Origin of the sequence: Tenacibaculum salmonis, assembly GCF_041053065.1 — a bacterium.
Lineage (GTDB): Bacteria > Bacteroidota > Bacteroidia > Flavobacteriales > Flavobacteriaceae > Polaribacter > Polaribacter pacificus_A.
Genome location: NZ_JBFCVV010000001.1, coordinates 2,573,428 through 2,592,136 on the forward strand (window position 1 = coordinate 2,573,428; position 18,709 = coordinate 2,592,136).

The 18,709-nt window shown below is 33.3% G+C and carries 27 protein-coding genes; 25 read left to right on the forward strand and 2 right to left on the reverse strand.

What is annotated here, in order from left to right; all coding sequences use genetic code 11:
• Window positions 1-5: 5 nt before the first annotated feature.
• Window positions 6-3,182 carry a SusC/RagA family TonB-linked outer membrane protein gene (locus tag AB0T67_RS11305; RefSeq protein WP_369220388.1) on the reverse strand — a complete coding sequence of 1,059 codons (3,177 nt, stop codon included), beginning with the start codon at window positions 3,180-3,182 and terminating at the stop codon, window positions 6-8.
• A 318-nt stretch (window positions 3,183-3,500) separates the two neighbouring features.
• Between AB0T67_RS11305 and rpsL the strand changes: the two genes are divergently transcribed.
• The 18 genes from rpsL (at window position 3,501) to rpsN (ending at window position 13,376) form a co-directional block, all read left to right on the forward strand.
• On the forward strand, window positions 3,501-3,875 hold the full coding sequence (rpsL, locus tag AB0T67_RS11310) for a 30S ribosomal protein S12 (protein WP_028887479.1): 375 nt from the start codon (window positions 3,501-3,503) through the stop codon (window positions 3,873-3,875).
• Between the two features lie 28 nt (window positions 3,876-3,903).
• Window positions 3,904-4,380 carry a 30S ribosomal protein S7 gene (gene rpsG / locus AB0T67_RS11315; RefSeq protein ID WP_058885440.1) on the forward strand — a complete coding sequence of 159 codons (477 nt, stop codon included), beginning with the start codon at window positions 3,904-3,906 and terminating at the stop codon, window positions 4,378-4,380.
• A gap of 3 nt (window positions 4,381-4,383) precedes the next feature.
• On the forward strand, window positions 4,384-6,501 hold the full coding sequence (gene fusA / locus AB0T67_RS11320; protein WP_369220389.1) for an elongation factor G: 2,118 nt from the start codon (window positions 4,384-4,386) through the stop codon (window positions 6,499-6,501).
• A gap of 12 nt (window positions 6,502-6,513) precedes the next feature.
• Window positions 6,514-6,819 carry a 30S ribosomal protein S10 gene (gene rpsJ, locus AB0T67_RS11325; protein WP_058885438.1) on the forward strand — a complete coding sequence of 102 codons (306 nt, stop codon included), beginning with the start codon at window positions 6,514-6,516 and terminating at the stop codon, window positions 6,817-6,819.
• Between the two features lie 292 nt (window positions 6,820-7,111).
• Entirely contained in the window at window positions 7,112-7,729 is a 618-nt protein-coding gene (rplC, locus tag AB0T67_RS11330) for a 50S ribosomal protein L3 (RefSeq protein WP_369220390.1), read from the forward strand.
• Complete coding sequence (rplD, locus tag AB0T67_RS11335) at window positions 7,729-8,358, forward strand: 50S ribosomal protein L4 (protein ID WP_369220391.1); 630 nt, start codon at window positions 7,729-7,731, stop codon at window positions 8,356-8,358. The genes rplC and rplD overlap by 1 nt, the downstream gene beginning before the upstream one ends.
• Before the next feature lie 7 nt (window positions 8,359-8,365).
• Entirely contained in the window at window positions 8,366-8,656 is a 291-nt protein-coding gene (rplW, locus tag AB0T67_RS11340) for a 50S ribosomal protein L23 (RefSeq protein WP_271230453.1), read from the forward strand.
• Window positions 8,657-8,667: 11 nt separating this feature from the next.
• Window positions 8,668-9,492: a 50S ribosomal protein L2 gene (gene rplB / locus AB0T67_RS11345; protein ID WP_369220392.1), complete on the forward strand. Its 825-nt coding sequence runs from the start codon at window positions 8,668-8,670 to the stop codon at window positions 9,490-9,492.
• A gap of 3 nt (window positions 9,493-9,495) precedes the next feature.
• The gene (gene rpsS, locus AB0T67_RS11350; RefSeq protein WP_101914885.1) at window positions 9,496-9,774 is read left to right on the forward strand and encodes a 30S ribosomal protein S19; all 279 of its coding nucleotides are present in this window, start codon (window positions 9,496-9,498) and stop codon (window positions 9,772-9,774) included.
• Between the two features lie 9 nt (window positions 9,775-9,783).
• Complete coding sequence (rplV, locus tag AB0T67_RS11355) at window positions 9,784-10,188, forward strand: 50S ribosomal protein L22 (protein ID WP_058885432.1); 405 nt, start codon at window positions 9,784-9,786, stop codon at window positions 10,186-10,188.
• 11 nt (window positions 10,189-10,199) lie between these two features.
• A complete protein-coding gene (rpsC, locus tag AB0T67_RS11360) occupies window positions 10,200-10,925 on the forward strand; it encodes a 30S ribosomal protein S3 (protein ID WP_101916656.1) in 726 nt (241 codons plus the stop codon).
• A gap of 22 nt (window positions 10,926-10,947) precedes the next feature.
• Window positions 10,948-11,379 (forward strand): 50S ribosomal protein L16, encoded by a 432-nt coding sequence (gene rplP, locus AB0T67_RS11365; protein ID WP_369220393.1) that lies wholly within the window; start codon window positions 10,948-10,950, stop codon window positions 11,377-11,379.
• A gap of 11 nt (window positions 11,380-11,390) precedes the next feature.
• Window positions 11,391-11,582, forward strand: a complete 192-nt coding sequence (gene rpmC / locus AB0T67_RS11370) for a 50S ribosomal protein L29 (RefSeq protein WP_369220394.1) — start codon at window positions 11,391-11,393, stop codon at window positions 11,580-11,582.
• Between the two features lie 18 nt (window positions 11,583-11,600).
• Entirely contained in the window at window positions 11,601-11,858 is a 258-nt protein-coding gene (gene rpsQ, locus AB0T67_RS11375) for a 30S ribosomal protein S17 (RefSeq protein WP_058885428.1), read from the forward strand.
• A gap of 1 nt (window position 11,859) precedes the next feature.
• Window positions 11,860-12,228, forward strand: coding sequence for a 50S ribosomal protein L14 (gene rplN, locus AB0T67_RS11380; protein WP_058885427.1), 369 nt, complete (start codon window positions 11,860-11,862; stop codon window positions 12,226-12,228).
• A 12-nt stretch (window positions 12,229-12,240) separates the two neighbouring features.
• Window positions 12,241-12,549 (forward strand): 50S ribosomal protein L24, encoded by a 309-nt coding sequence (gene rplX / locus AB0T67_RS11385; protein ID WP_058885426.1) that lies wholly within the window; start codon window positions 12,241-12,243, stop codon window positions 12,547-12,549.
• A 2-nt stretch (window positions 12,550-12,551) separates the two neighbouring features.
• Window positions 12,552-13,103: a 50S ribosomal protein L5 gene (rplE, locus tag AB0T67_RS11390; protein WP_058885425.1), complete on the forward strand. Its 552-nt coding sequence runs from the start codon at window positions 12,552-12,554 to the stop codon at window positions 13,101-13,103.
• A 3-nt stretch (window positions 13,104-13,106) separates the two neighbouring features.
• Entirely contained in the window at window positions 13,107-13,376 is a 270-nt protein-coding gene (gene rpsN / locus AB0T67_RS11395; RefSeq protein ID WP_271230450.1) for a 30S ribosomal protein S14, read from the forward strand.
• A 78-nt stretch (window positions 13,377-13,454) separates the two neighbouring features.
• On the opposite strand, the gene AB0T67_RS11400 is transcribed toward rpsN, so the two are convergent.
• Window positions 13,455-14,417: a WGR domain-containing protein gene (locus AB0T67_RS11400; RefSeq protein ID WP_369220395.1), complete on the reverse strand. Its 963-nt coding sequence runs from the start codon at window positions 14,415-14,417 to the stop codon at window positions 13,455-13,457.
• Between the two features lie 442 nt (window positions 14,418-14,859).
• Here AB0T67_RS11400 and rpsH point away from each other — a divergent pair, with 442 nt between their 5' ends.
• Genes rpsH through secY form a run of 7 tightly spaced genes read left to right on the forward strand, consistent with a single transcriptional unit; the run spans window position 14,860 to window position 18,708 of the window.
• Window positions 14,860-15,258 (forward strand): 30S ribosomal protein S8, encoded by a 399-nt coding sequence (gene rpsH, locus AB0T67_RS11405; RefSeq protein ID WP_028887461.1) that lies wholly within the window; start codon window positions 14,860-14,862, stop codon window positions 15,256-15,258.
• A 12-nt stretch (window positions 15,259-15,270) separates the two neighbouring features.
• Complete coding sequence (gene rplF / locus AB0T67_RS11410; RefSeq protein ID WP_369220396.1) at window positions 15,271-15,816, forward strand: 50S ribosomal protein L6; 546 nt, start codon at window positions 15,271-15,273, stop codon at window positions 15,814-15,816.
• 18 nt (window positions 15,817-15,834) lie between these two features.
• Window positions 15,835-16,185, forward strand: coding sequence for a 50S ribosomal protein L18 (rplR, locus tag AB0T67_RS11415; protein ID WP_271230447.1), 351 nt, complete (start codon window positions 15,835-15,837; stop codon window positions 16,183-16,185).
• A gap of 11 nt (window positions 16,186-16,196) precedes the next feature.
• Window positions 16,197-16,718, forward strand: coding sequence for a 30S ribosomal protein S5 (gene rpsE, locus AB0T67_RS11420; protein WP_455432248.1), 522 nt, complete (start codon window positions 16,197-16,199; stop codon window positions 16,716-16,718).
• An 11-nt stretch (window positions 16,719-16,729) separates the two neighbouring features.
• Window positions 16,730-16,912 (forward strand): 50S ribosomal protein L30, encoded by a 183-nt coding sequence (gene rpmD / locus AB0T67_RS11425; protein WP_271230446.1) that lies wholly within the window; start codon window positions 16,730-16,732, stop codon window positions 16,910-16,912.
• 12 nt (window positions 16,913-16,924) lie between these two features.
• Window positions 16,925-17,374, forward strand: a complete 450-nt coding sequence (gene rplO / locus AB0T67_RS11430; protein ID WP_271230445.1) for a 50S ribosomal protein L15 — start codon at window positions 16,925-16,927, stop codon at window positions 17,372-17,374.
• Window positions 17,375-17,388: 14 nt separating this feature from the next.
• A complete protein-coding gene (secY, locus tag AB0T67_RS11435; RefSeq protein ID WP_271232156.1) occupies window positions 17,389-18,708 on the forward strand; it encodes a preprotein translocase subunit SecY in 1,320 nt (439 codons plus the stop codon).
• The last annotated feature ends 1 nt before the right edge of the window (window position 18,709 follow it).

Genomic DNA, 18,709 nt, shown 5'->3' on the forward strand with positions numbered 1-18,709 from the left:
TTATATTAAAATGATGCTTTTAAAGATACACCATATCTTTTTGTACTTGGTCCAACCATAAAGTCAAGACCTTTAGAGTTACTAACTCCTAAAGAAGAAGCTGTAGGATCATAACCTTGGTGTGCATCAGGCATATTAAATGCTTTTCTCCATAAGTTATTAGCAATAAAAGAAACACTAACGTCACTAAAAGGTGTATTATTTAATTGCTCTTTAGTTAATGTATAACCAAAAGAAATTTCTCTTAACTTTAAGTGTGTTGCATCATAAATAAGAGCCTCACGAGCACCATATAAGAAATTATCAAAATAGTAATCAGTTAAACTAATCTGAGTTGCATTTGCAGCTCCATCACTTTCTCTAATACCACCTAAAATTACTGTCTGTCCTCTATCAACATCGGTGTCAGCAGTTAAACCTCTTGCTAATACAGAAGCTACAGTATATGATAAAACGTCTCCACCTTTTACAAAATCAAATTGGAATCCTAAATTAAAATTCTTGTATTTAAATTTATTACCAACTGTTAAAGTATAATCAGGGTTAGGGTTACCAATAACAGAAATATCATTATCTACTTTCCAGTATCCATTATCTAACACAACTTTGTTACCATTAGCGTCTCTTTCAACAGTTGTACCCATAATTGCATTAAATGCTTCACCTTCTTTAGCAAAGTTACCTAGGTTAGTAAAACCATTTAAAGAGATTTGATCTACATCATCTGGTAAATCAACAATAATACTCTCAAAAGAACCAAAATTAAAAGTTGTATCCCAAGAGAAGTTTTCGTTTTTAATAGGTGTAACAGTTAATAATGCTTCAATACCCTTTGTTTCTAACTCTCCTGCATTAATAAGCATGTCAGTAACTCCAGTAGACGCATCTAACTGTCTGTTAATTATTTGATCTTTAGCATTTCTCTGATAAACAGATAAGTCTAAAGAAACTCTATTTTTTAAGAACTTACCTTCAATACCAAATTCAATTTCAGTTTGTAGTTCAGGCTTTAAATTAGGGTTACCTCTTGTGTTACTTACATTATTAACATTAACAGATGTGTTATCTCCTGTAAGCCAGTAATTAGCTCTAACATCTAAAGTGTTTCTAGTATTATATGGTCCTGCAAAACGAGCAGAAGAACCATAACCACCTCTTAATTTTAAGAAATTTACAGCTCCATTAGTATCTATATTAAAAGCTTTTAATGGTAAAAGTGAAATACTAGCTCCTGGGTAAAATAAAGAGTTATTTCCAGATTCATGTGTAGATGCCCAGTCATTTCTACCAACTAAGTTTAAGTATAAGAAGTTCTTATAACTTAAGTTTGCTGCAGCATAAACTCCCATTTTATTAACAGTGTCAGAGTAAAAGCTTCCTGCGTTTCTGTTTACAAAGTTATTGCTAAAAAAACCATCATACACTAGTTGATCAGAGTAGTTTGCAACAAGTTGTTCGTAATTAGTACGCTTAGAGTTTAATCCAAAAGTATAGTCTAAACTAATGTCGCTTGTTATACCTTGGTTACCAGTTAAAATTAAATCATGGTTCCAAATTCTTTCACGAACAAATTCTTTATCTAACCTACCTAAACCATCAAATGTAATACCTCCTTTATTTACAGAGAAAGTTTTTTCTAATGTATAAGAATCTAACCCGGCTCTATACATAATATTCATGTTATCTGTAATAGGGTATGATAAAGATACCTTACCTTGGACTCTATCAGTGCTTTCTTGGTATTTTTCGTTATTAACAGTCCAATAAGGGTTTTGTATCGAGTTATCAGTTCTATAATAAACAGATCTGTTAAGAGAGTCTTCCCAAGGTAAACCATTTAAATCAACACTTCTTGGAGTATACAAAACATTCGCAAATATAGAAGAAGCTCCTGCACTAGCGTTACTACCATATGAAGCTGCAGAAGGAGGTGTTTTCATATCAGAATTAATGTAGTTCATAGAACCACTAACAACTAATCCGTTATCTAAATTTGCACTTCCTCCTACACTTAAGTTGTTTCTTATTATCGCGTTTCCAGGAGTAATACCTTCAACATCGCTATTTGTATAACTAAGGCTAAATCTTGATTTTTCACCACCACCGTTTAATAAAATTGAGTTAACGATACTAGCACCAGTTCTAAAAAAACCTTCTACGTTATCATATGGTTTATATGCATACGATTGTCCAACGTATTCTGGAAAAAAATCAGCATAGCTACCACCACCTTGAATACTTTGAAAACTATTACCAGCGTATATATGTGGAACTTCAGATACTTCGCTAAATTTTGCACCCCAGTTACTAAATGCTCTAGAAGCAGAACCTTGAAAACCATTACCATAAGTATCTTGCCATTCTGGTAAACCAGTAATTTCTGAAAAGAATACTGAAGAGTTAACTGTAACACTCGTTTTTTTATTTGAAGAACCACTAGATCCTGTTTTGGTAGTAATTAAAATAACACCATTTCTACCTTCTTCACCATATAAAACAGTAGCACTTAATCCTTTTAATACCTCTATGTTTTTAATATTGTTCTGGTCTATATCAGACATTCTACTACCAGAAGAAGCACCATAGGCAGTATCAAAATCATTAGTAGCATTAGATGCTGAACTGATAGGTACACCATCTACAACAATTAATGCTTGATTATTACCTGTAATAGAAGAATAACCTCTAATAATAATGTTTGCTCCCGCACCTACAGTAGAACCACCACTAATAATATCAACACCAGCTACTTTACCTGTTAAAGCATCAGCAACATCAACTGTTGGTTTACCTTGAATTTCTTCAGATTTTATTGATGCAACAGAGTATCCAAGAGCTTTTTTCTCCTTTTTAATACCCAAAGCAGTAACTACAACTTCCTCTAAAACATTGTCGTTTTCTAATACAACATTAATTGTGTTTGAATTACCAACAGTTTTTTGCGTAGTTTTCATTCCTACAAAACTAAAAACCAGTACATCACCTGTTTTAGTTTTGATGCTGTAGTTACCATCAAAATCAGTTTCTGTACCCTGTGTTGTACCTTTTTTCAATACTGTAACCCCAGGTAAAGGACCTGATTCGTCGGAAACAGTACCTGAAATTGTTTTGTCTTGTGCAAACGATATCTGCACAATTAACGCTAGTAGTAGCGTTAAAATTCCATTAAACTTTGTTTTCATTTTATAATTATTTGAATAAATTAGCCGCTAAGTTCTTAAAATTTTCTTAAAAAAAACAATTTTTTAAGAGTTAATTTTAATTTACTTACTTACTTGGTTTTGTAAGTTCTTGTTTATTAGATGTTCTTTATATAAGTTGAAGAGTTTAATTAGCGTTTTTTATTGATGTATTATTGTAGGGTTTGAGTAAATATGGTTTTTTTATTGAAATAAAAAATAACTATCTGATATTTGAATGTTTAGAAAAAAAAACGTAAGTTTGCACACTCTTTTAAAACAGAGTAATTTAAGTACAAATTAAAAACAAGCAATAATAGTATGCCAACTATTCAACAATTAGTTCGTAAAGGAAGAACCAAAATAACTAAGAAGAGTAAATCGGCTGCATTACAAGCTTGTCCTCAGAGACGTGGAGTTTGTACGCGTGTGTATACCACTACACCTAAGAAACCTAACTCAGCAATGCGTAAGGTAGCAAGGGTAAGATTAACAAATGGTAACGAAATTAACGCGTATATTCCAGGTGAAGGGCACAACTTGCAAGAGCACTCGATAGTATTAGTTAGAGGTGGAAGGGTAAAAGATTTGCCAGGTGTTAAGTATCACGTAGTACGTGGTGCGTTAGATACTGCAGGAGTTGAGGGTAGAACTCAACGTAGGTCTAAGTACGGTGCAAAACGCCCAAAGAAGTAAAATTAATTAACTTTTTTAATGTAAAGACATGAGAAAAAGAAAAGCGAAAAAAAGAGTTCTTTTACCAGATCCAAGGTTTAATGACCAATTGGTAACACGTTTTGTGAATAACTTAATGTGGGATGGTAAAAAATCTGTGGCTTTTAAAGTATTTTATGATGCAATAGACATCGTAAACGAAAAGAAAACTGACGAAGAGAAGTCAGCTTTAGAAATTTGGAAAGATGGTTTATCTAATGTTATGCCACATGTAGAGGTTCGTTCTCGTCGTGTTGGTGGAGCTACATTCCAGATTCCTATGCAAATTCGCCCAGATCGTAAAGTATCTATGGCAATTAAATGGATGATCACTTATACGCGTAAGCGTAATGAGAAGACAATGGCACAGCGTTTAGCTGCTGAAATTTTAGCTGCAGCTAAAGAAGAAGGAGCCGCTGTTAAGAAGCGTACTGATACGCATAAAATGGCTGAAGCTAACAAAGCATTCTCACACTTTAGATTCTAAGAAATGGCTAGAAATTTAAAATTCACTAGGAATATTGGTATTGCTGCACATATTGATGCGGGTAAAACTACTACTACAGAGCGTGTATTGTATTATACAGGTGTTAGTCATAAAATAGGTGAGGTACATGATGGTGCCGCAACTATGGACTGGATGGAGCAAGAGCAAGAAAGAGGTATTACAATTACTTCTGCTGCTACTACTTGTGAGTGGAAGTTTCCATTAAACAATGGTGAAGCTACTGATGATACTAAAGGATATCACTTTAATATTATTGATACTCCTGGTCACGTTGATTTTACTGTAGAGGTAAATCGTTCATTAAGAGTTCTTGATGGATTAGTTTTCTTATTTAGTGCTGTTGATGGTGTTGAGCCTCAATCAGAAACTAACTGGAGACTTGCAGATAACTATAAAGTACCTCGTATTGGGTTTGTTAACAAAATGGACCGTCAAGGATCTAACTTTATGGCTGTTTGTCAGCAAGTAAAGGATATGTTAAAGTCAAATGCAGTGCCAATTGTTATGAACATTGGTGATGAGGATGAGTTTAAAGGTATTGTAGATTTAGTGAAGAACCGTGCTATTATATGGCATGATGCTACACAAGGAGCTACTTTTGATATCGTTGATATTCCAGAAGATTTAAAAGAGGAAGCTGCTGAATTAAGAGGGAAACTTATTGAAGAGGTTGCAAGTTACGATGAAAATCTTTTAGAGAAGTTCATGGAAGATGAAGATTCAATTACTGAGGAAGAAGTGCATGCTGCACTTCGTGCTGCTGTAATGGATATGGCTATCATTCCTATGATTTGTGGATCAGCATTTAAAAATAAAGGTGTTCAGTTCTTATTAGATGCTGTATGTCGTTATTTACCTTCTCCTTTGGATAAGGAAGCTGTTATCGGAACAAATCCTGATACTAATGTAGAAGAAAGAAGAAAGCCAGATGTAAAAGAGCCTTTTGCTGCTTTAGCATTTAAAATTGCTACAGATCCTTTCGTAGGTCGTTTAGCATTTTTTAGAGCTTATTCTGGACGTTTAGATGCAGGTTCTTATGTTTTAAATAATCGTTCAGGTAAAAAAGAACGTATTTCTCGTATCTACCAAATGCACGCTAACAAGCAAAACGCTATTCCTTACATTGAAGCAGGGGATATCGGTGCAGCTGTTGGATTTAAGTCGATTAAAACAGGAGATACTTTATCTGATGAAAAGCATCCTATTGTTTTAGAATCTATGGACTTTCCAGATCCAGTAATTGGAATCGCGGTTGAGCCTAAAACTAAAGCAGATGTAGATAAATTAGGAATGGCTTTAGCAAAATTAGCTGAAGAAGATCCTACATTTACTGTTAGAACTGATGAAGCTTCTGGACAGACTATTATTTCTGGAATGGGTGAGTTACACTTAGATATTATTGTTGATCGTTTAAAGCGTGAATTCAAGGTAGAAGTTAACGAAGGTCAGCCACAAGTAGAATACAAAGAAGCTATTACTGCTTCCGCAGAACACAGAGAGGTTTATAAGAAACAATCAGGTGGTCGTGGTAAGTTTGCTGATATTGCATTTACTATGGAGCCAGCAGATGAAGGTGTTCAAGGTTTACAATTTGAATCTGTAATTAAAGGTGGAAACGTTCCTAAAGAATTTGTTCCTTCTGTAGAGAAAGGATTCAAAGAAGCAATGAAGAACGGTCCTTTAGCAGGATACGAAATGGATTCAATGAAAGTAACTTTAAGAGATGGATCTTTCCACCCTGTGGATTCTGATGCATTATCTTTTGAGTTAGCTGCAAAAATGGGGTATAAAGCTGCTGCTAAAGCTGCTAAAGCCAGAATTATGGAGCCATTAATGAAGGTAGAGGTATTGACTCCTGAAGAAAACATGGGAGATATCGTAGGAGATTTAAATAGAAGAAGAGGACAGGTTAACGATATGAGTGATCGTGCTGGTGCCAAAGTTGTAAAAGCTTTAGTGCCTTTATCTGAAATGTTCGGATATGTTACTGCTTTAAGAACTATGTCTTCTGGTAGAGCAACTTCTACAATGGAATTTTCTCATTATACAGAAACTCCTTCGAATGTTTCTGAAGATGTAATAGCAAAATCTAAAGGTTAATAAGAAATTAAGATGAGCCAAAAAATTAGAATTAAATTAAAATCTTACGATTATAACTTAGTAGATAAATCTGCTGAAAAAATCGTAAAGACTGTAAAGGCTACTGGAGCTGTAGTAAACGGTCCTATTCCTTTACCAACAAATAAAAAGATTTTTACTGTATTACGTTCACCACACGTAAACAAAAAATCTAGAGAGCAATTTCAATTATCTGCTTACAAAAGATTATTAGACATCTATAGTTCTTCTTCTAAGACTATTGATGCTTTAATGAAACTTGAGTTACCTAGTGGAGTTGAAGTTGAAATTAAAGTTTAAGTATATTACTAACTTTCGGTTTAATTTTTTTAAACCGAAAGTTTTTTATACTTTTGCACACCAGAATTAATGTTCTGAGGTGTATGTATTCTGTTTTTAATCAGAGTATAACATGTCCTGAGGGTTTCGCAAGGGAAAGATGGTAAAAACAAATTCAGAGCGAAGGTGTTTTTTCGGCTCTTTTTTTTGCTCCAAACTTAAAAGGAAAAAATGAAACATTCGTTTCAAATAATTATTATTAATAGACGCGCTGGATATATAAATTAAATCTATCGTCTTAAAATTAACAAATATGTCTGGGTTAATAGGTAGAAAAGTAGGTATGACCAGCTTATTCGACGAAAACGGGAAGAATATTCCTTGTACAGTAATCGAAGCAGGGCCATGCGTGGTTACCCAAGTCAGAACTGAAGAGGTTGACGGCTATAGTGCGTTACAACTAGGTTTCGATGACAAAAAAGCAAAAAGCTCTAATAAAGCTTTAGATGGACACTTTACAAAAGCTGGTACATCTGCTAAGAAAAAAGTCATTGAATTTCAAGGTTTTGATGGAGAGTATAAATTAGGTGATTCAATTAGCGTTGATTACTTTACTGAAGGAGAATTCGTAGATGTTTCTGGAGTTTCAAAAGGTAAAGGTTTTCAAGGTGTTGTTAAACGTCATGGTTTTGCCGGTGTTGGTCAAGCAACTCACGGTCAGCATAACCGTTTAAGAGCTCCTGGTTCTATTGGTGCTGCATCATATCCTGCAAGAGTATTCAAAGGAATGCGAATGGCAGGTCGTATGGGTGGAGACAAAGTAAAAGTTCAAAATTTAAAAGTATTAAAAGTGGTTGCTGATAAGAATCTTATCGTAGTTAAGGGAGCAATTCCTGGTCACAAAAATGCTTTTGTAACTATCGAAAAATAATGAAAGTAGCAGTTTTAGATATTACAGGAAAAGATACTGGTAGAAAAGTTGAACTTTCTAACGAGGTATTCGGTATAGAGCCAAATGATCATGCAATTTATTTAGATGTAAAGCAGTACTTAGCTAATCAAAGACAAGGTACTCATAAAGCTAAAGAAAGAGCTGAGATTGCAGGTAGTACAAGAAAGATTAAGAAACAAAAAGGAACAGGTACTGCACGTGCTGGTTCTATCAAATCTGGAGTTTTCAGAGGTGGTGGACGTATGTTTGGACCAAGACCAAGAAGTTATTCTTTCAAGTTGAATAAAAACTTAAAGCGTTTAGCACGTAAGTCTGCTTTAAGTATTCAAGTAAAAGATAGTAATTTAGTTGTTGTTGAAGATTTCAATTTTGAGTCTCCAAAAACTAAAGAATTTATCAATGTTTTAAAAGCTTTAGATTTAGACTCTAAAAAGTCTTTATTCGTTTTAGGTGAAGAAAATAATAATGTTTATTTATCTTCTCGTAACTTAAAAGGAACTAAAGTTGTAAATGCGACAGGAGTTAATACTTACAGTGTTTTAAACGCTAATAAAGTAATTATTTCTGAAAGTGTTTTAGAAGGAATTGAATCTAATTTAAGTAAATAGGAAAGATATGAGTATTTTAATAAAACCTATTATTACGGAAAAAGCAACTAAGGATAGCGAAGTTAATAATCGTTATGCATTTGTTGTAAACAGTAAGGCTAATAAATTGGAAATCAGAAGTGCTGTTGCAGCAACTTATGGTGTAGCAATTAAGTCTGTTAAAACTATGAATTATCCTATTAAAAGAAATACTAAACACACCAAAAAAGGTTTAGTAACAGGGATAACAAGTGGGTACAAAAAAGCAATCGTTCAGTTATCTGAAGGACATGCTATTGATTTTTATAACAATCTTTAAGAAAAGACAAAATGTCAGTTAGAAAATTAAAACCAATAACACCAGGTCAGCGTTTTAGAGTTGTAAATGGGTTCGACACCATAACAACTGATAAGCCGGAGAAATCTTTATTAGCTCCGAAAAAACGATCTGGAGGTCGAAACAATCAGGGTAGAATGACAACACGTAATATCGGTGGTGGTCATAAACAAAAATATCGTATTATCGATTTCAAGAAAGATAAGCATGGTATCCCTGCAACAGTAAAAACTATAGAGTACGATCCAAATCGTACTGCATTTATTGCATTACTTAGTTATGCTGATGGAGAAAAGCGTTATGTAATTGCACAAAACGGTTTAAAAGTAGGTCAGATAATCGTTTCAGGTAAAAATTTAGCTCCAGAAGTTGGAAATGCTTTATATTTAAGTGAAATTCCTTTAGGAACTACAATTTCTTGTATTGAGTTACACCCAGGTCAAGGAGCTGTTATGGCTCGTTCTGCTGGATCATTTGCTCAATTAATGGCAAGAGATGGTAAATACGCAACAGTTAAGTTACCTTCAGGTGAAACAAGATTAATCTTGTTAACTTGTATGGCAACTATCGGGGTTGTATCTAATTCAGATCACCAATTACTAGTTTCTGGTAAAGCTGGTAGATCTAGATGGTTAGGTAGAAGACCAAGAGTTAACGCTGTACGTATGAATCCAGTTGATCACCCAATGGGTGGTGGTGAAGGACGTTCTTCAGGAGGACATCCAAGATCAAGAAACGGTATTCCAGCTAAAGGATTTAAGACTCGATCTAAAACTAAAGCTAGTAATAAGTATATTATAGAACGTAGAAAGAAATAAACCATGGCAAGATCATTAAAAAAAGGACCTTTCGTTCACTATAAATTAGAGAAAAAAGTTTTAGCTAACGTTGAAACTGAGAGTACTTCAGTTATCAAAACTTGGTCAAGAGCAAGTATGATTACTCCAGATTTCGTTGGGCAAACAATTGCCGTTCATAATGGACGTCAGTTTGTACCAGTTTACGTTACTGAAAACATGGTAGGTCATAAATTAGGCGAATTTTCACCAACACGTTCTTTTAGAGGGCACGCTGGTGCAAAAAATAAAGGAAAAAAATAGTAGGAAATTATGGGAAGTCGTAAACATAACATGGCAACACAGTTAAAAGAAGCAAGAAAGTCAAAAGCTTTCGCTAAAATAACTAATTGTCCTACATCACCAAGAAAGATGCGCTTAGTCGCAGATCTAGTAAGAGGAGTAGAGGTTGAGAAAGCTTTACAAATTTTAAAATTTAGTTCAAAAGAAGCAGCTACTAATTTAGAGAAATTGTTATTGTCTGCAATTGCAAACTGGCAAGCTAAAAATGAAGATGCTAGTATCGAAGATGCTGGACTATTTGTGAAAACTATTTGTGTAGATAGCGCAGGTATGTTAAAAAGATTAAGACCAGCTCCACAAGGGCGTGCTCATAGAATTCGTAAGCGTTCTAATCACGTTACTTTAGAGTTAGGTACTAAAATTAAAAGCAATTAATCAAAGTAGAAATGGGACAAAAAACAAATCCAATAGGAAATCGTTTAGGAATTATCAGAGGATGGGAATCTAACTGGTATGGTGGAAATGACTACGGAGATAAATTAGCTGAAGACTATAAAATAAGAGAGTATGTAAGTGCTCGTTTATTTAAAGCAAGTGTATCAAGAATTATTATTGAGCGCACACTTAAACTTGTAACCGTTACTATCACTACTGCAAGACCTGGTATTATTATCGGAAAAGGTGGACAAGAGGTAGACAAGTTAAAAGAAGAGCTTAAGAAAATTACAGGAAAAGAAGTTCAAATTAATATTTTTGAAATTAAGCGTCCAGAATTAGATGCTAATTTAGTAGCAGCTAGTGTTGCTCGTCAAATTGAAAATAGAATTTCTTACAAGCGTGCTACGAAAATGGCTATAACAGCTGCAATGAGAATGAATTCAGAAGGGATTAAAATCCAAATTTCTGGTCGTTTAAATGGAGCAGAAATGGCACGTTCTGAGCATTATAAAGAAGGAAGAATTCCTCTTTCTACTTTTAGAGCAGATATCGATTATGCACTTGTTGAGGCACATACACAATACGGAAGGTTAGGTATTAAGGTATGGATCATGAAAGGTGAGGTATATGGAAAACGTGAATTATCTCCATTAGCAGGACTATCTAAGCAAAAAGGTGGTGCTAATAAAGGTGGCGGTAATGCTAAACGTCAACAACCTCGCAGAAGAAAATAATTTTTAAAATTAGAAATTAAAAATGTTACAGCCAAAAAGAGTAAAATACCGTAAGGTACAGAAGGCGAAAGGAAATATGAAGGGTAACTCTGGTAGAGGTGCTCAACTTTCTAACGGAACGTTTGGTATCAAATCATTAGATCAGAACTTACTTACATCTCGTCAAATAGAGGCAGCTCGTATTGCAGCAACTCGTCATATGAAGAGAGAAGGACAGCTTTGGATTAAAATATTTCCAGACAAGCCTATTACGAAAAAACCTTTAGAGGTTCGTATGGGTAAGGGTAAAGGAGCACCAGATCATTTTGTTTCAGTAATTAAACCAGGTAGAATTTTGTTTGAAATTGGTGGAGTGCCATTGAATGTAGCAAAAGAAGCTTTACGTTTAGCTGCACAGAAACTTCCTGTTAAAACGAGATTTGTTATTGCAAGAGATTTTGATTTTAACGCTTAATTCTATATACAATGAAACAATCAGCAATTAAAGAATTAACTACTATCGACCTACAAGGAAGATCAGTGACGTTAAAGAAAAATTATACGGATCTTAAGATGGCTCACGCCATAACTCCATTGGAAAACCCAATGCAGATTAAAAGCTTAAGAAAAACTGTAGCAAGAATTGCTACAGAGTTAACTAAAAGAGAATTACAATAATTCTAGTCAGTTTTAAAGATGGAGAAAAGAAATCTTAGAAAAGAGAGAATAGGTGTAGTATCTAGTAGCAAAATGGAGAAATCTATTGTTGTTAATGAGGTAAAAAGAACTAAGCACCCAATGTACGGTAAGTTCGTATTAAAGACGAAAAAGTACGTTGCACATGACGAGAATAACGATTGCAACGAAGGAGATACAGTTAGGATAATGGAAACACGTCCTATGAGTAAATCTAAACGTTGGAGATTAGTAGAAATCCTAGATAGAGCTAAATAATATGTTACAGACAGAATCAAGATTAAGAGTCGCAGATAACACTGGAGCAAAAGAAGTTTTAGTGATTAGAGTATTAGGAGGAACAAGAAAGCGTTACGCTAGTGTTGGTGATAAGATTGTTGTTACAATCAAGTCTACAACTCCAAATGGAAGTGTAAAGAAAGGTCAAGTATCTCGTGCTGTTGTTGTTCGTACTAAAAAAGAGATTAGACGTAAAGACGGGTCATATATCAGATTTGATGATAATGCTTGTGTACTTTTAAATCCTACTGAGGAGATGAGAGGAACACGTGTATTTGGTCCTGTTGCCCGTGAATTACGTGATAAGCAATTTATGAAGATAGTATCATTAGCACCTGAAGTGCTTTAAATCGACATTAAGATGAAGAAGTTCAAAATAAAATCAGGTGATACTGTTAAAGTATTAGCAGGAGATCACAAAGGGTCGGAAGGTAAAGTTTTACAAATCCTTAGAGATAAGGATAGAGTATTAGTAGAAGGTGTTAACATGGTGTCTAAACACACTAAGCCATCTGCAGCTAATCCTCAAGGAGGAATTGTAAAAAAGGAAGCTTCTTTACACATATCTAACTTAGCTTTAATCGAAAACGGTGAAGCTGTAAAAGTTGGTTATAAAGTAGAAGAAGGTAAGAAAATTAGATTTTCAAAAAAATCGGATAAAGCAATATAACAATGAGTTACGTACCAAGATTAAAAGAGGAGTACAAGAGCAGAGTTATAAAAGCTCTTACTGAGGAATTCGGTTATAGTAATGTAATGCAAGTACCTAAATTACAAAAGATTGTTGTAAATAAAGGTGTTGGTGCAGCTATAGCAGATAAGAAATTAATAGAATACGCTATTGACGAGTTAACAACTATTACAGGTCAAAAAGCAGTTTCAACTATCTCTAAGAAGGATGTTGCAAACTTCAAATTACGTAAAGGTATGCCAATTGGTGCTAAAGTTACGTTAAGAGGAGTTAAAATGTACGAATTTTTAGACAGATTAGTTACAGCTTCTTTACCACGTGTAAGAGATTTTAACGGAATTAAAGCTAACGGTTTTGATGGTAGAGGTAATTACAACTTAGGAATTACTGAACAAATCATCTACCCTGAAATTAATATTGATCAAGTAAAAAAGATTAGTGGAATGGATATTACTTTTGTAACATCTGCAAACACTGATAAAGAAGCGAAGTCTTTATTAACTGAATTAGGTTTACCATTTAAAAAGAACTAGAAGATGGCTAAAGAATCAATGAAAGCGCGTGAGCGTAAAAGAGCTAAAACGGTAGCAAAGTATGCTGAAAAGAGAAAAGCTTTAAAAGAAGCTGGAGACTATGAAGCGTTACAAAAATTACCAAAGAATGCATCACCAGTTAGAATGCACAATCGTTGTAAATTAACAGGTCGTCCAAAAGGATATATGCGTCAGTTCGGTGTTTCACGTGTTACTTTCCGTGAAATGGCTAACAATGGATTAATTCCAGGTGTTAAAAAAGCAAGTTGGTAGAAATATCAATTTATTTATAGAAAAGGGGAATACTATTTATAGTACTCCCCTTTTTATTTATAAGATTTTTAATTACTTTCAAGTAAGTTTTTTTTTACGTTCTTCTATTTGTTCAAGTCCTTTGATTACATAATCAGAAGCATCATCTGATATTTCTTCAAATAATCCTTCAAAATAATCATCTTCTACATAACCTTCTTCTTCATATTCTTTTTTATAAGTTTCTAGAATTATTAAGATATTTTGCTGTATTTCTTGATTATCAGTATTGTTTAATGCAGGAATAAAAAGAAGTTCCATAGCGTCACCATCTTCACCACTAAGCATATCTGTAGGAAGTTCTTCTAGTAATTTTAATAAGGCTTCAGGTTGAAATTTAGGAAAATGATTGTCAATTAATTTATCTTGATTGGTATTACTCCAAAAACGATGTCCAGCGTCATAATATTCACAAGCTTCAAAAAACTGGGCTACAATAGCTAGTTGAGCATTTATATCTTTTCTTTTGATAATTTCTTCCACAGCAAAATCAGTAGCTTTAAAATTAAAATAAATATTTTGTAATGTCATTTGAACAACAGCTACTAATGCCGATGTTGAAACTTCATTAATGTGTTTTTTTAAATATTCATCTAATATAGGTGTAGTAACAAAACTTTCATCTTTCATTTTTATCCCAAGAAATTGAACAAAAGGATGTTTGTCTTCAGTATAATAAATACCTGTCAATTTTTTTAAAGTAAGAAGCCTATTTTCAAATTGAGTTGCATCTTCAGTTTTTAAATTTTCCATAGCGATAGAAAACACAGAAATATCATTAGGTTGTATTTCTTCTTTATATCCTTGTGCTGTCTTAGAAGTAATAAGTTGTTTTATTGTTTCTTCTGCTGTTTTATTATCATCAAAATGAGTTATTTCTATAGTTGATTTTTGACCTAATATTCCATTAACAATAGTATATGTTTTATCTTTAAAAGATATAATACAAAAGTTAATATTTTCATTCTCTTTAAGAATAAGGTGTTTTTCTAGATGTTTCATTAGTTTTTATGTTAGTTAATTTTAAGTCTTTAAAATTATAAAATATTTTTTATTAGTGTTTTTTATATAAAAAAAAATTAATATAAATTTTTTCACCTAAAAATGTACATACAAAATTATATTACTTTAAAGGTTAAAAGAGTTTAAAAAAGATATTTTTCAATCAAATTTATATATCAATAAGATTGTTTATTTTTTTATGAAAAAATGATATAGAATAAAACCTTTTGATTTTCAAAATGTTTACGTATATTTGCAATCTGTTTTTTATGAGCTAATTAGAACTTTATAATAAAAAATAATAATTTTTATTATAAAAAAGATTATTAGTAGGCATAAAGGCAAAAAAAATAAATATTAACTGGTTTCAGGTTTAGTAGTTACGGTTTATCCGTAGGGACAATAGAAATTACTAAATACCAAAACCGAAATTTAATTAATTATGTATACAGATCCAATCGCGGATTTTCTTACTCGAGTAAGAAATGCTATTGCAGCAAATCATCGAGTAGTAGAGATTCCTGCTTCTAAATTGAAGAAGGAAATGACGAAGATTTTGTTCGATCAAGGTTATGTTTTAAGTTATCAATTTAATGATGATAAAGTTCAAGGAACTATCAAGATAGCTTTAAAATATGATCGTGACACGAAAGAGTCAGTAATCAGAAAAATTCAAAGAATTTCAACACCAGGTTTACGTAAATACGTTGGTTCTAAAGAGATGCCAAGAGTATTAAACGGGTTAGGTATTGCTATTGTTTCAACATCAAAAGGTGTTATGACAAACAAAAAAGCAAAACAAGAAAACGTTGGTGGTGAAGTATTATGTTACGTTTATTAATCACTTTGTATAATGAGTAGAATAGGAAAAAGTCCAATCGCATTACCACAAGGTGTTGAAGTTAAAGTAGACGGAAATGTGGTTACAGTTAAAGGTAAATTAGGAGAATTAACTCAAGAGTTAAAATCTGAAATTACTGTAGAAATTGAAGATGGTGTTTTAACAGTTAAAAGAGCATCAGATAGTAAAGATCATAGAGCAGCACACGGTTTATACCGTTCTTTAATCAGTAACATGATTGAAGGTGTTTCTAAAGGTTATACTAAGGAATTAGAATTAGTAGGTGTTGGTTATAGAGCATCTAGTCAAGGGCAAAAATTAGACTTAGCTTTAGGTTTTTCTCATAATATTGTTTTAAACATTGCTCCAGAAGTAAAGGTTGAAACAGTATCTGATAAGGGTAAAAACCCAATTGTTAAGTTATCTTCATTTGATAAGCAGTTAGTTGGTCAAGTTGCAGCTAAAATCCGTTCTTTCCGTGCTCCAGAGCCGTATAAAGGGAAAGGGATTAAGTTTGTAGGAGAGATATTAAGAAGAAAAGCAGGTAAATCTGCATAATAAATAAGAGAAATTATTATGGCATTATCAAAGCTTGAAAGAAGACAACGAATTAAGTATAGAATTAGAAAAGTTATTACTGGAACAGCTGTTAAACCTAGGTTATCAGTTTTCAGAAGTAACAAAGAAATTTATGCTCAATTAATTGATGACGTTACTGGTGTAACATTAGCATCTGCATCATCAAGAGATAAAGAAATTACATCTGGTTCTAAATCAGAAGCTGCTGCTGCAGTAGGGAAAGCAATTGCTGAAAGAGCTGCTGCAAAAGGTTTTGAAACTATTTCTTTTGATAGAAATGGGTTTTTATACCACGGTAGAATTAAAGTATTAGCTGAAGCTGCTAGAGAAGCTGGTTTAAAATTTTAAGAAATTATATTATGTTAGGATATAAAAACGTAGAAAGAGTAAAACCAAGCGGATTAGAGCTTGTAGATAAATTAGTAGGTGTACAACGTGTTACTAAAGTAACTAAAGGGGGTAGAGCATTTGGTTTCTCTGCAATCGTAATAGTTGGAGATGGTAACGGTGTTGTTGGTCATGGATTAGGTAAATCTAAAGATGTTGCTTCTGCAATTGCTAAAGCGATTGAAGATGCAAAGAAAAGTTTAGTACGCATTCCTCTTTTAGATGGAACTTTACCTCATGAACAGAAAGGTAGATTTGGTGGTGCGAAAGTATTTATCAAGCCTGCTTCTCATGGTACAGGAGTTATCGCCGGTGGTGCAGTACGTTCAGTATTGGAATCAGTTGGTGTTAAAGACGTATTATCTAAATCTCAAGGGTCATCAAATCCTCACAACGTAGTTAAAGCAACTTTTGATGCTTTATTACAATTACGTAATGCTGCAACTATTGCTAAGCAAAGAGGTATTTCTTTAGAGAAAGTTTTTAACGGTTAAAATTTAAGACGATGAGTAAAATTAAAGTTACACAAGTAAGAAGTAAAATTGGTCGCCTTAAAAGTCAAAAAGCAACGTTAGAGGCATTAGGTTTACGTAAATTAAACCAAACTGTAGAGCACAATGCAACAGCTCCAATTTTGGGAATGGTAAAAACAGTTTCACACTTAGTTTCTGTAGAGGAAATTAAATAAGACAATAATAATATGAGTTTACATAACTTAAAACCTGCAGTAGGATCTACAAAGAACCGTAAACGTATAGCACGTGGAGAAGGTTCTGGTAAAGGAGGTACTGCAACAAGAGGTCATAATGGTCAGAAATCTCGTTCTGGTTATTCTCGTAAAATAGGATTTGAAGGAGGTCAGATGCCACTTCAAAGACGTGTACCTAAATTTGGTTTCACAAACATTAATCGTAAAGAGTATGTTGGTGTAAATTTAGAGAAATTACAAGAATTAGTTGAAAACGGAAAGATTTCAGATACAGTAACTTTAGCGATTTTAGTAGAAAATCGTTTAGCTCGTAAAAATGACTTAGTAAAAATACTAGGAAATGGTGAGTTAAAAGCTAAATTAAACATAACCGTACATAAATTTACTGCAACAGCGAAAGCGGCTATTGAAGCTGCAGGTGGTGAGGTAGTTACATTATAAAACAACTGTAAATGATGAATTTTATAAATACATTAAAAGACATTTGGAAGATAGAAGAGTTAAAAGAGAAATTACTTTTAACCTTTGGTTTAATTGCTGTATACCGTTTTATGTCGGCAGTTCCATTACCTGGAATTGATCCTACACAGTTAACAGCATTGCAAGACAGTACTTCAAGTGGACTTTTGGGTTTATTAAACGCATTTACAGGTGGGGCATTTGCTAGAGCGTCAGTAATGGCTCTTGGTATAATGCCTTATATTTCTGCTTCTATTGTAGTTCAGTTAATGGGTATCGCGGTACCGTATCTACAAAAATTACAAAAAGATGGAGAAAGTGGGCGTAAGAAAATTACGCAAATTACAAGATGGTTAACAATTGCTATTACATTGTTTCAAGCACCAACTTATATTGGTATTATTCAAAACCAAATGGGTCTTGGTCCAGAAGCTTTCTTAGTAACAGGAGTTACATTTTGGGTGTCATCAATTATTCTTTTAACTGCAGGAACAGTTTTTGCAATGTGGTTAGGAGAGCGAATTACAGACAAAGGAGTTGGTAATGGAATTTCATTATTAATTACAGTAGGTATTTTAGCTAATTTTCCGTCTGCGTTTATTCAAGAACTAGTTTCTAAACAAACAGCAGGAGCAGGAGGTATTATGATGATTTTAATAGAATTAATAGTTTGGTTTGTAGTGATTTTGTTAACTGTATTATTAGTTACAGCAGTACGTAAAGTTGCGGTTCAATACGCACGTCGTACAGCAGTTACTGATATTAAAGATGTTGACGGTGCTCGCCAGTACATTCCTTTAAAATTGAATGCATCTGGTGTAATGCCAATTATTTTTGCACAAGCTATTATGTTTTTACCAGTAGCTTTAGGACAGAAATTTCCAGCATTGAGTAATTTAACGGATAACTTCGGATTGTGGTATAACGTTATATTTGCTATCTTGATTATTGTATTTAGTTATTTTTATACGGCGATTACAATCCCTACAAATAAAATGGCTGAAGACTTAAAGAGAAGTAATGGTTTCGTTCCAGGTTATAAACCAGGAGAAGAAACTGCAAATTATTTAGACGCTGTGTTATCTAAGATAACATTTCCAGGATCTTTATTTTTAGCAGCCTTATCTATTTTGCCAGCAATAATTGTAAAGTTTGGGGTAACTCAAAACTGGGCAATGTTTTTTGGAGGAACATCTTTAATCATTATGGTTGGAGTTGCAATAGATACTATACAGCAAATTAACTCGTATTTATTAAATAGTCGTTATGACGGTTTAATGAAGACAGGTAACAGTAACAGAAAATCATTAAAATAGT

Coding starts and splice junctions, on each gene's coding strand:
- rplR (WP_271230447.1), top strand. CDS start 15,835: ATGGCATTATCAAAGCTTGAAAGAAGACAACGAATTAAGTATAGAATT.
- AB0T67_RS11305 (WP_369220388.1), bottom strand. CDS start 3,182: ATGAAAACAAAGTTTAATGGAATTTTAACGCTACTACTAGCGTTAATT.
- rpsQ (WP_058885428.1), top strand. CDS start 11,601: ATGGAGAAAAGAAATCTTAGAAAAGAGAGAATAGGTGTAGTATCTAGT.
- rpsH (WP_028887461.1), top strand. CDS start 14,860: ATGTATACAGATCCAATCGCGGATTTTCTTACTCGAGTAAGAAATGCT.
- rplP (WP_369220393.1), top strand. CDS start 10,948: ATGTTACAGCCAAAAAGAGTAAAATACCGTAAGGTACAGAAGGCGAAA.
- rpsC (WP_101916656.1), top strand. CDS start 10,200: ATGGGACAAAAAACAAATCCAATAGGAAATCGTTTAGGAATTATCAGA.
- rpsE (WP_455432248.1), top strand. CDS start 16,197: ATGTTAGGATATAAAAACGTAGAAAGAGTAAAACCAAGCGGATTAGAG.
- rplW (WP_271230453.1), top strand. CDS start 8,366: ATGAGTATTTTAATAAAACCTATTATTACGGAAAAAGCAACTAAGGAT.
- rplV (WP_058885432.1), top strand. CDS start 9,784: ATGGGAAGTCGTAAACATAACATGGCAACACAGTTAAAAGAAGCAAGA.
- fusA (WP_369220389.1), top strand. CDS start 4,384: ATGGCTAGAAATTTAAAATTCACTAGGAATATTGGTATTGCTGCACAT.
- rplF (WP_369220396.1), top strand. CDS start 15,271: ATGAGTAGAATAGGAAAAAGTCCAATCGCATTACCACAAGGTGTTGAA.
- rpsL (WP_028887479.1), top strand. CDS start 3,501: ATGCCAACTATTCAACAATTAGTTCGTAAAGGAAGAACCAAAATAACT.
- rplN (WP_058885427.1), top strand. CDS start 11,860: ATGTTACAGACAGAATCAAGATTAAGAGTCGCAGATAACACTGGAGCA.
- rpsJ (WP_058885438.1), top strand. CDS start 6,514: ATGAGCCAAAAAATTAGAATTAAATTAAAATCTTACGATTATAACTTA.
- rplX (WP_058885426.1), top strand. CDS start 12,241: ATGAAGAAGTTCAAAATAAAATCAGGTGATACTGTTAAAGTATTAGCA.
- secY (WP_271232156.1), top strand. CDS start 17,389: ATGAATTTTATAAATACATTAAAAGACATTTGGAAGATAGAAGAGTTA.
- AB0T67_RS11400 (WP_369220395.1), bottom strand. CDS start 14,417: ATGAAACATCTAGAAAAACACCTTATTCTTAAAGAGAATGAAAATATT.
- rplE (WP_058885425.1), top strand. CDS start 12,552: ATGAGTTACGTACCAAGATTAAAAGAGGAGTACAAGAGCAGAGTTATA.
- rplD (WP_369220391.1), top strand. CDS start 7,729: ATGAAAGTAGCAGTTTTAGATATTACAGGAAAAGATACTGGTAGAAAA.
- rpsS (WP_101914885.1), top strand. CDS start 9,496: ATGGCAAGATCATTAAAAAAAGGACCTTTCGTTCACTATAAATTAGAG.
- rpsN (WP_271230450.1), top strand. CDS start 13,107: ATGGCTAAAGAATCAATGAAAGCGCGTGAGCGTAAAAGAGCTAAAACG.
- rplB (WP_369220392.1), top strand. CDS start 8,668: ATGTCAGTTAGAAAATTAAAACCAATAACACCAGGTCAGCGTTTTAGA.
- rpmD (WP_271230446.1), top strand. CDS start 16,730: ATGAGTAAAATTAAAGTTACACAAGTAAGAAGTAAAATTGGTCGCCTT.
- rplO (WP_271230445.1), top strand. CDS start 16,925: ATGAGTTTACATAACTTAAAACCTGCAGTAGGATCTACAAAGAACCGT.
- rpmC (WP_369220394.1), top strand. CDS start 11,391: ATGAAACAATCAGCAATTAAAGAATTAACTACTATCGACCTACAAGGA.
- rpsG (WP_058885440.1), top strand. CDS start 3,904: ATGAGAAAAAGAAAAGCGAAAAAAAGAGTTCTTTTACCAGATCCAAGG.
- rplC (WP_369220390.1), top strand. CDS start 7,112: ATGTCTGGGTTAATAGGTAGAAAAGTAGGTATGACCAGCTTATTCGAC.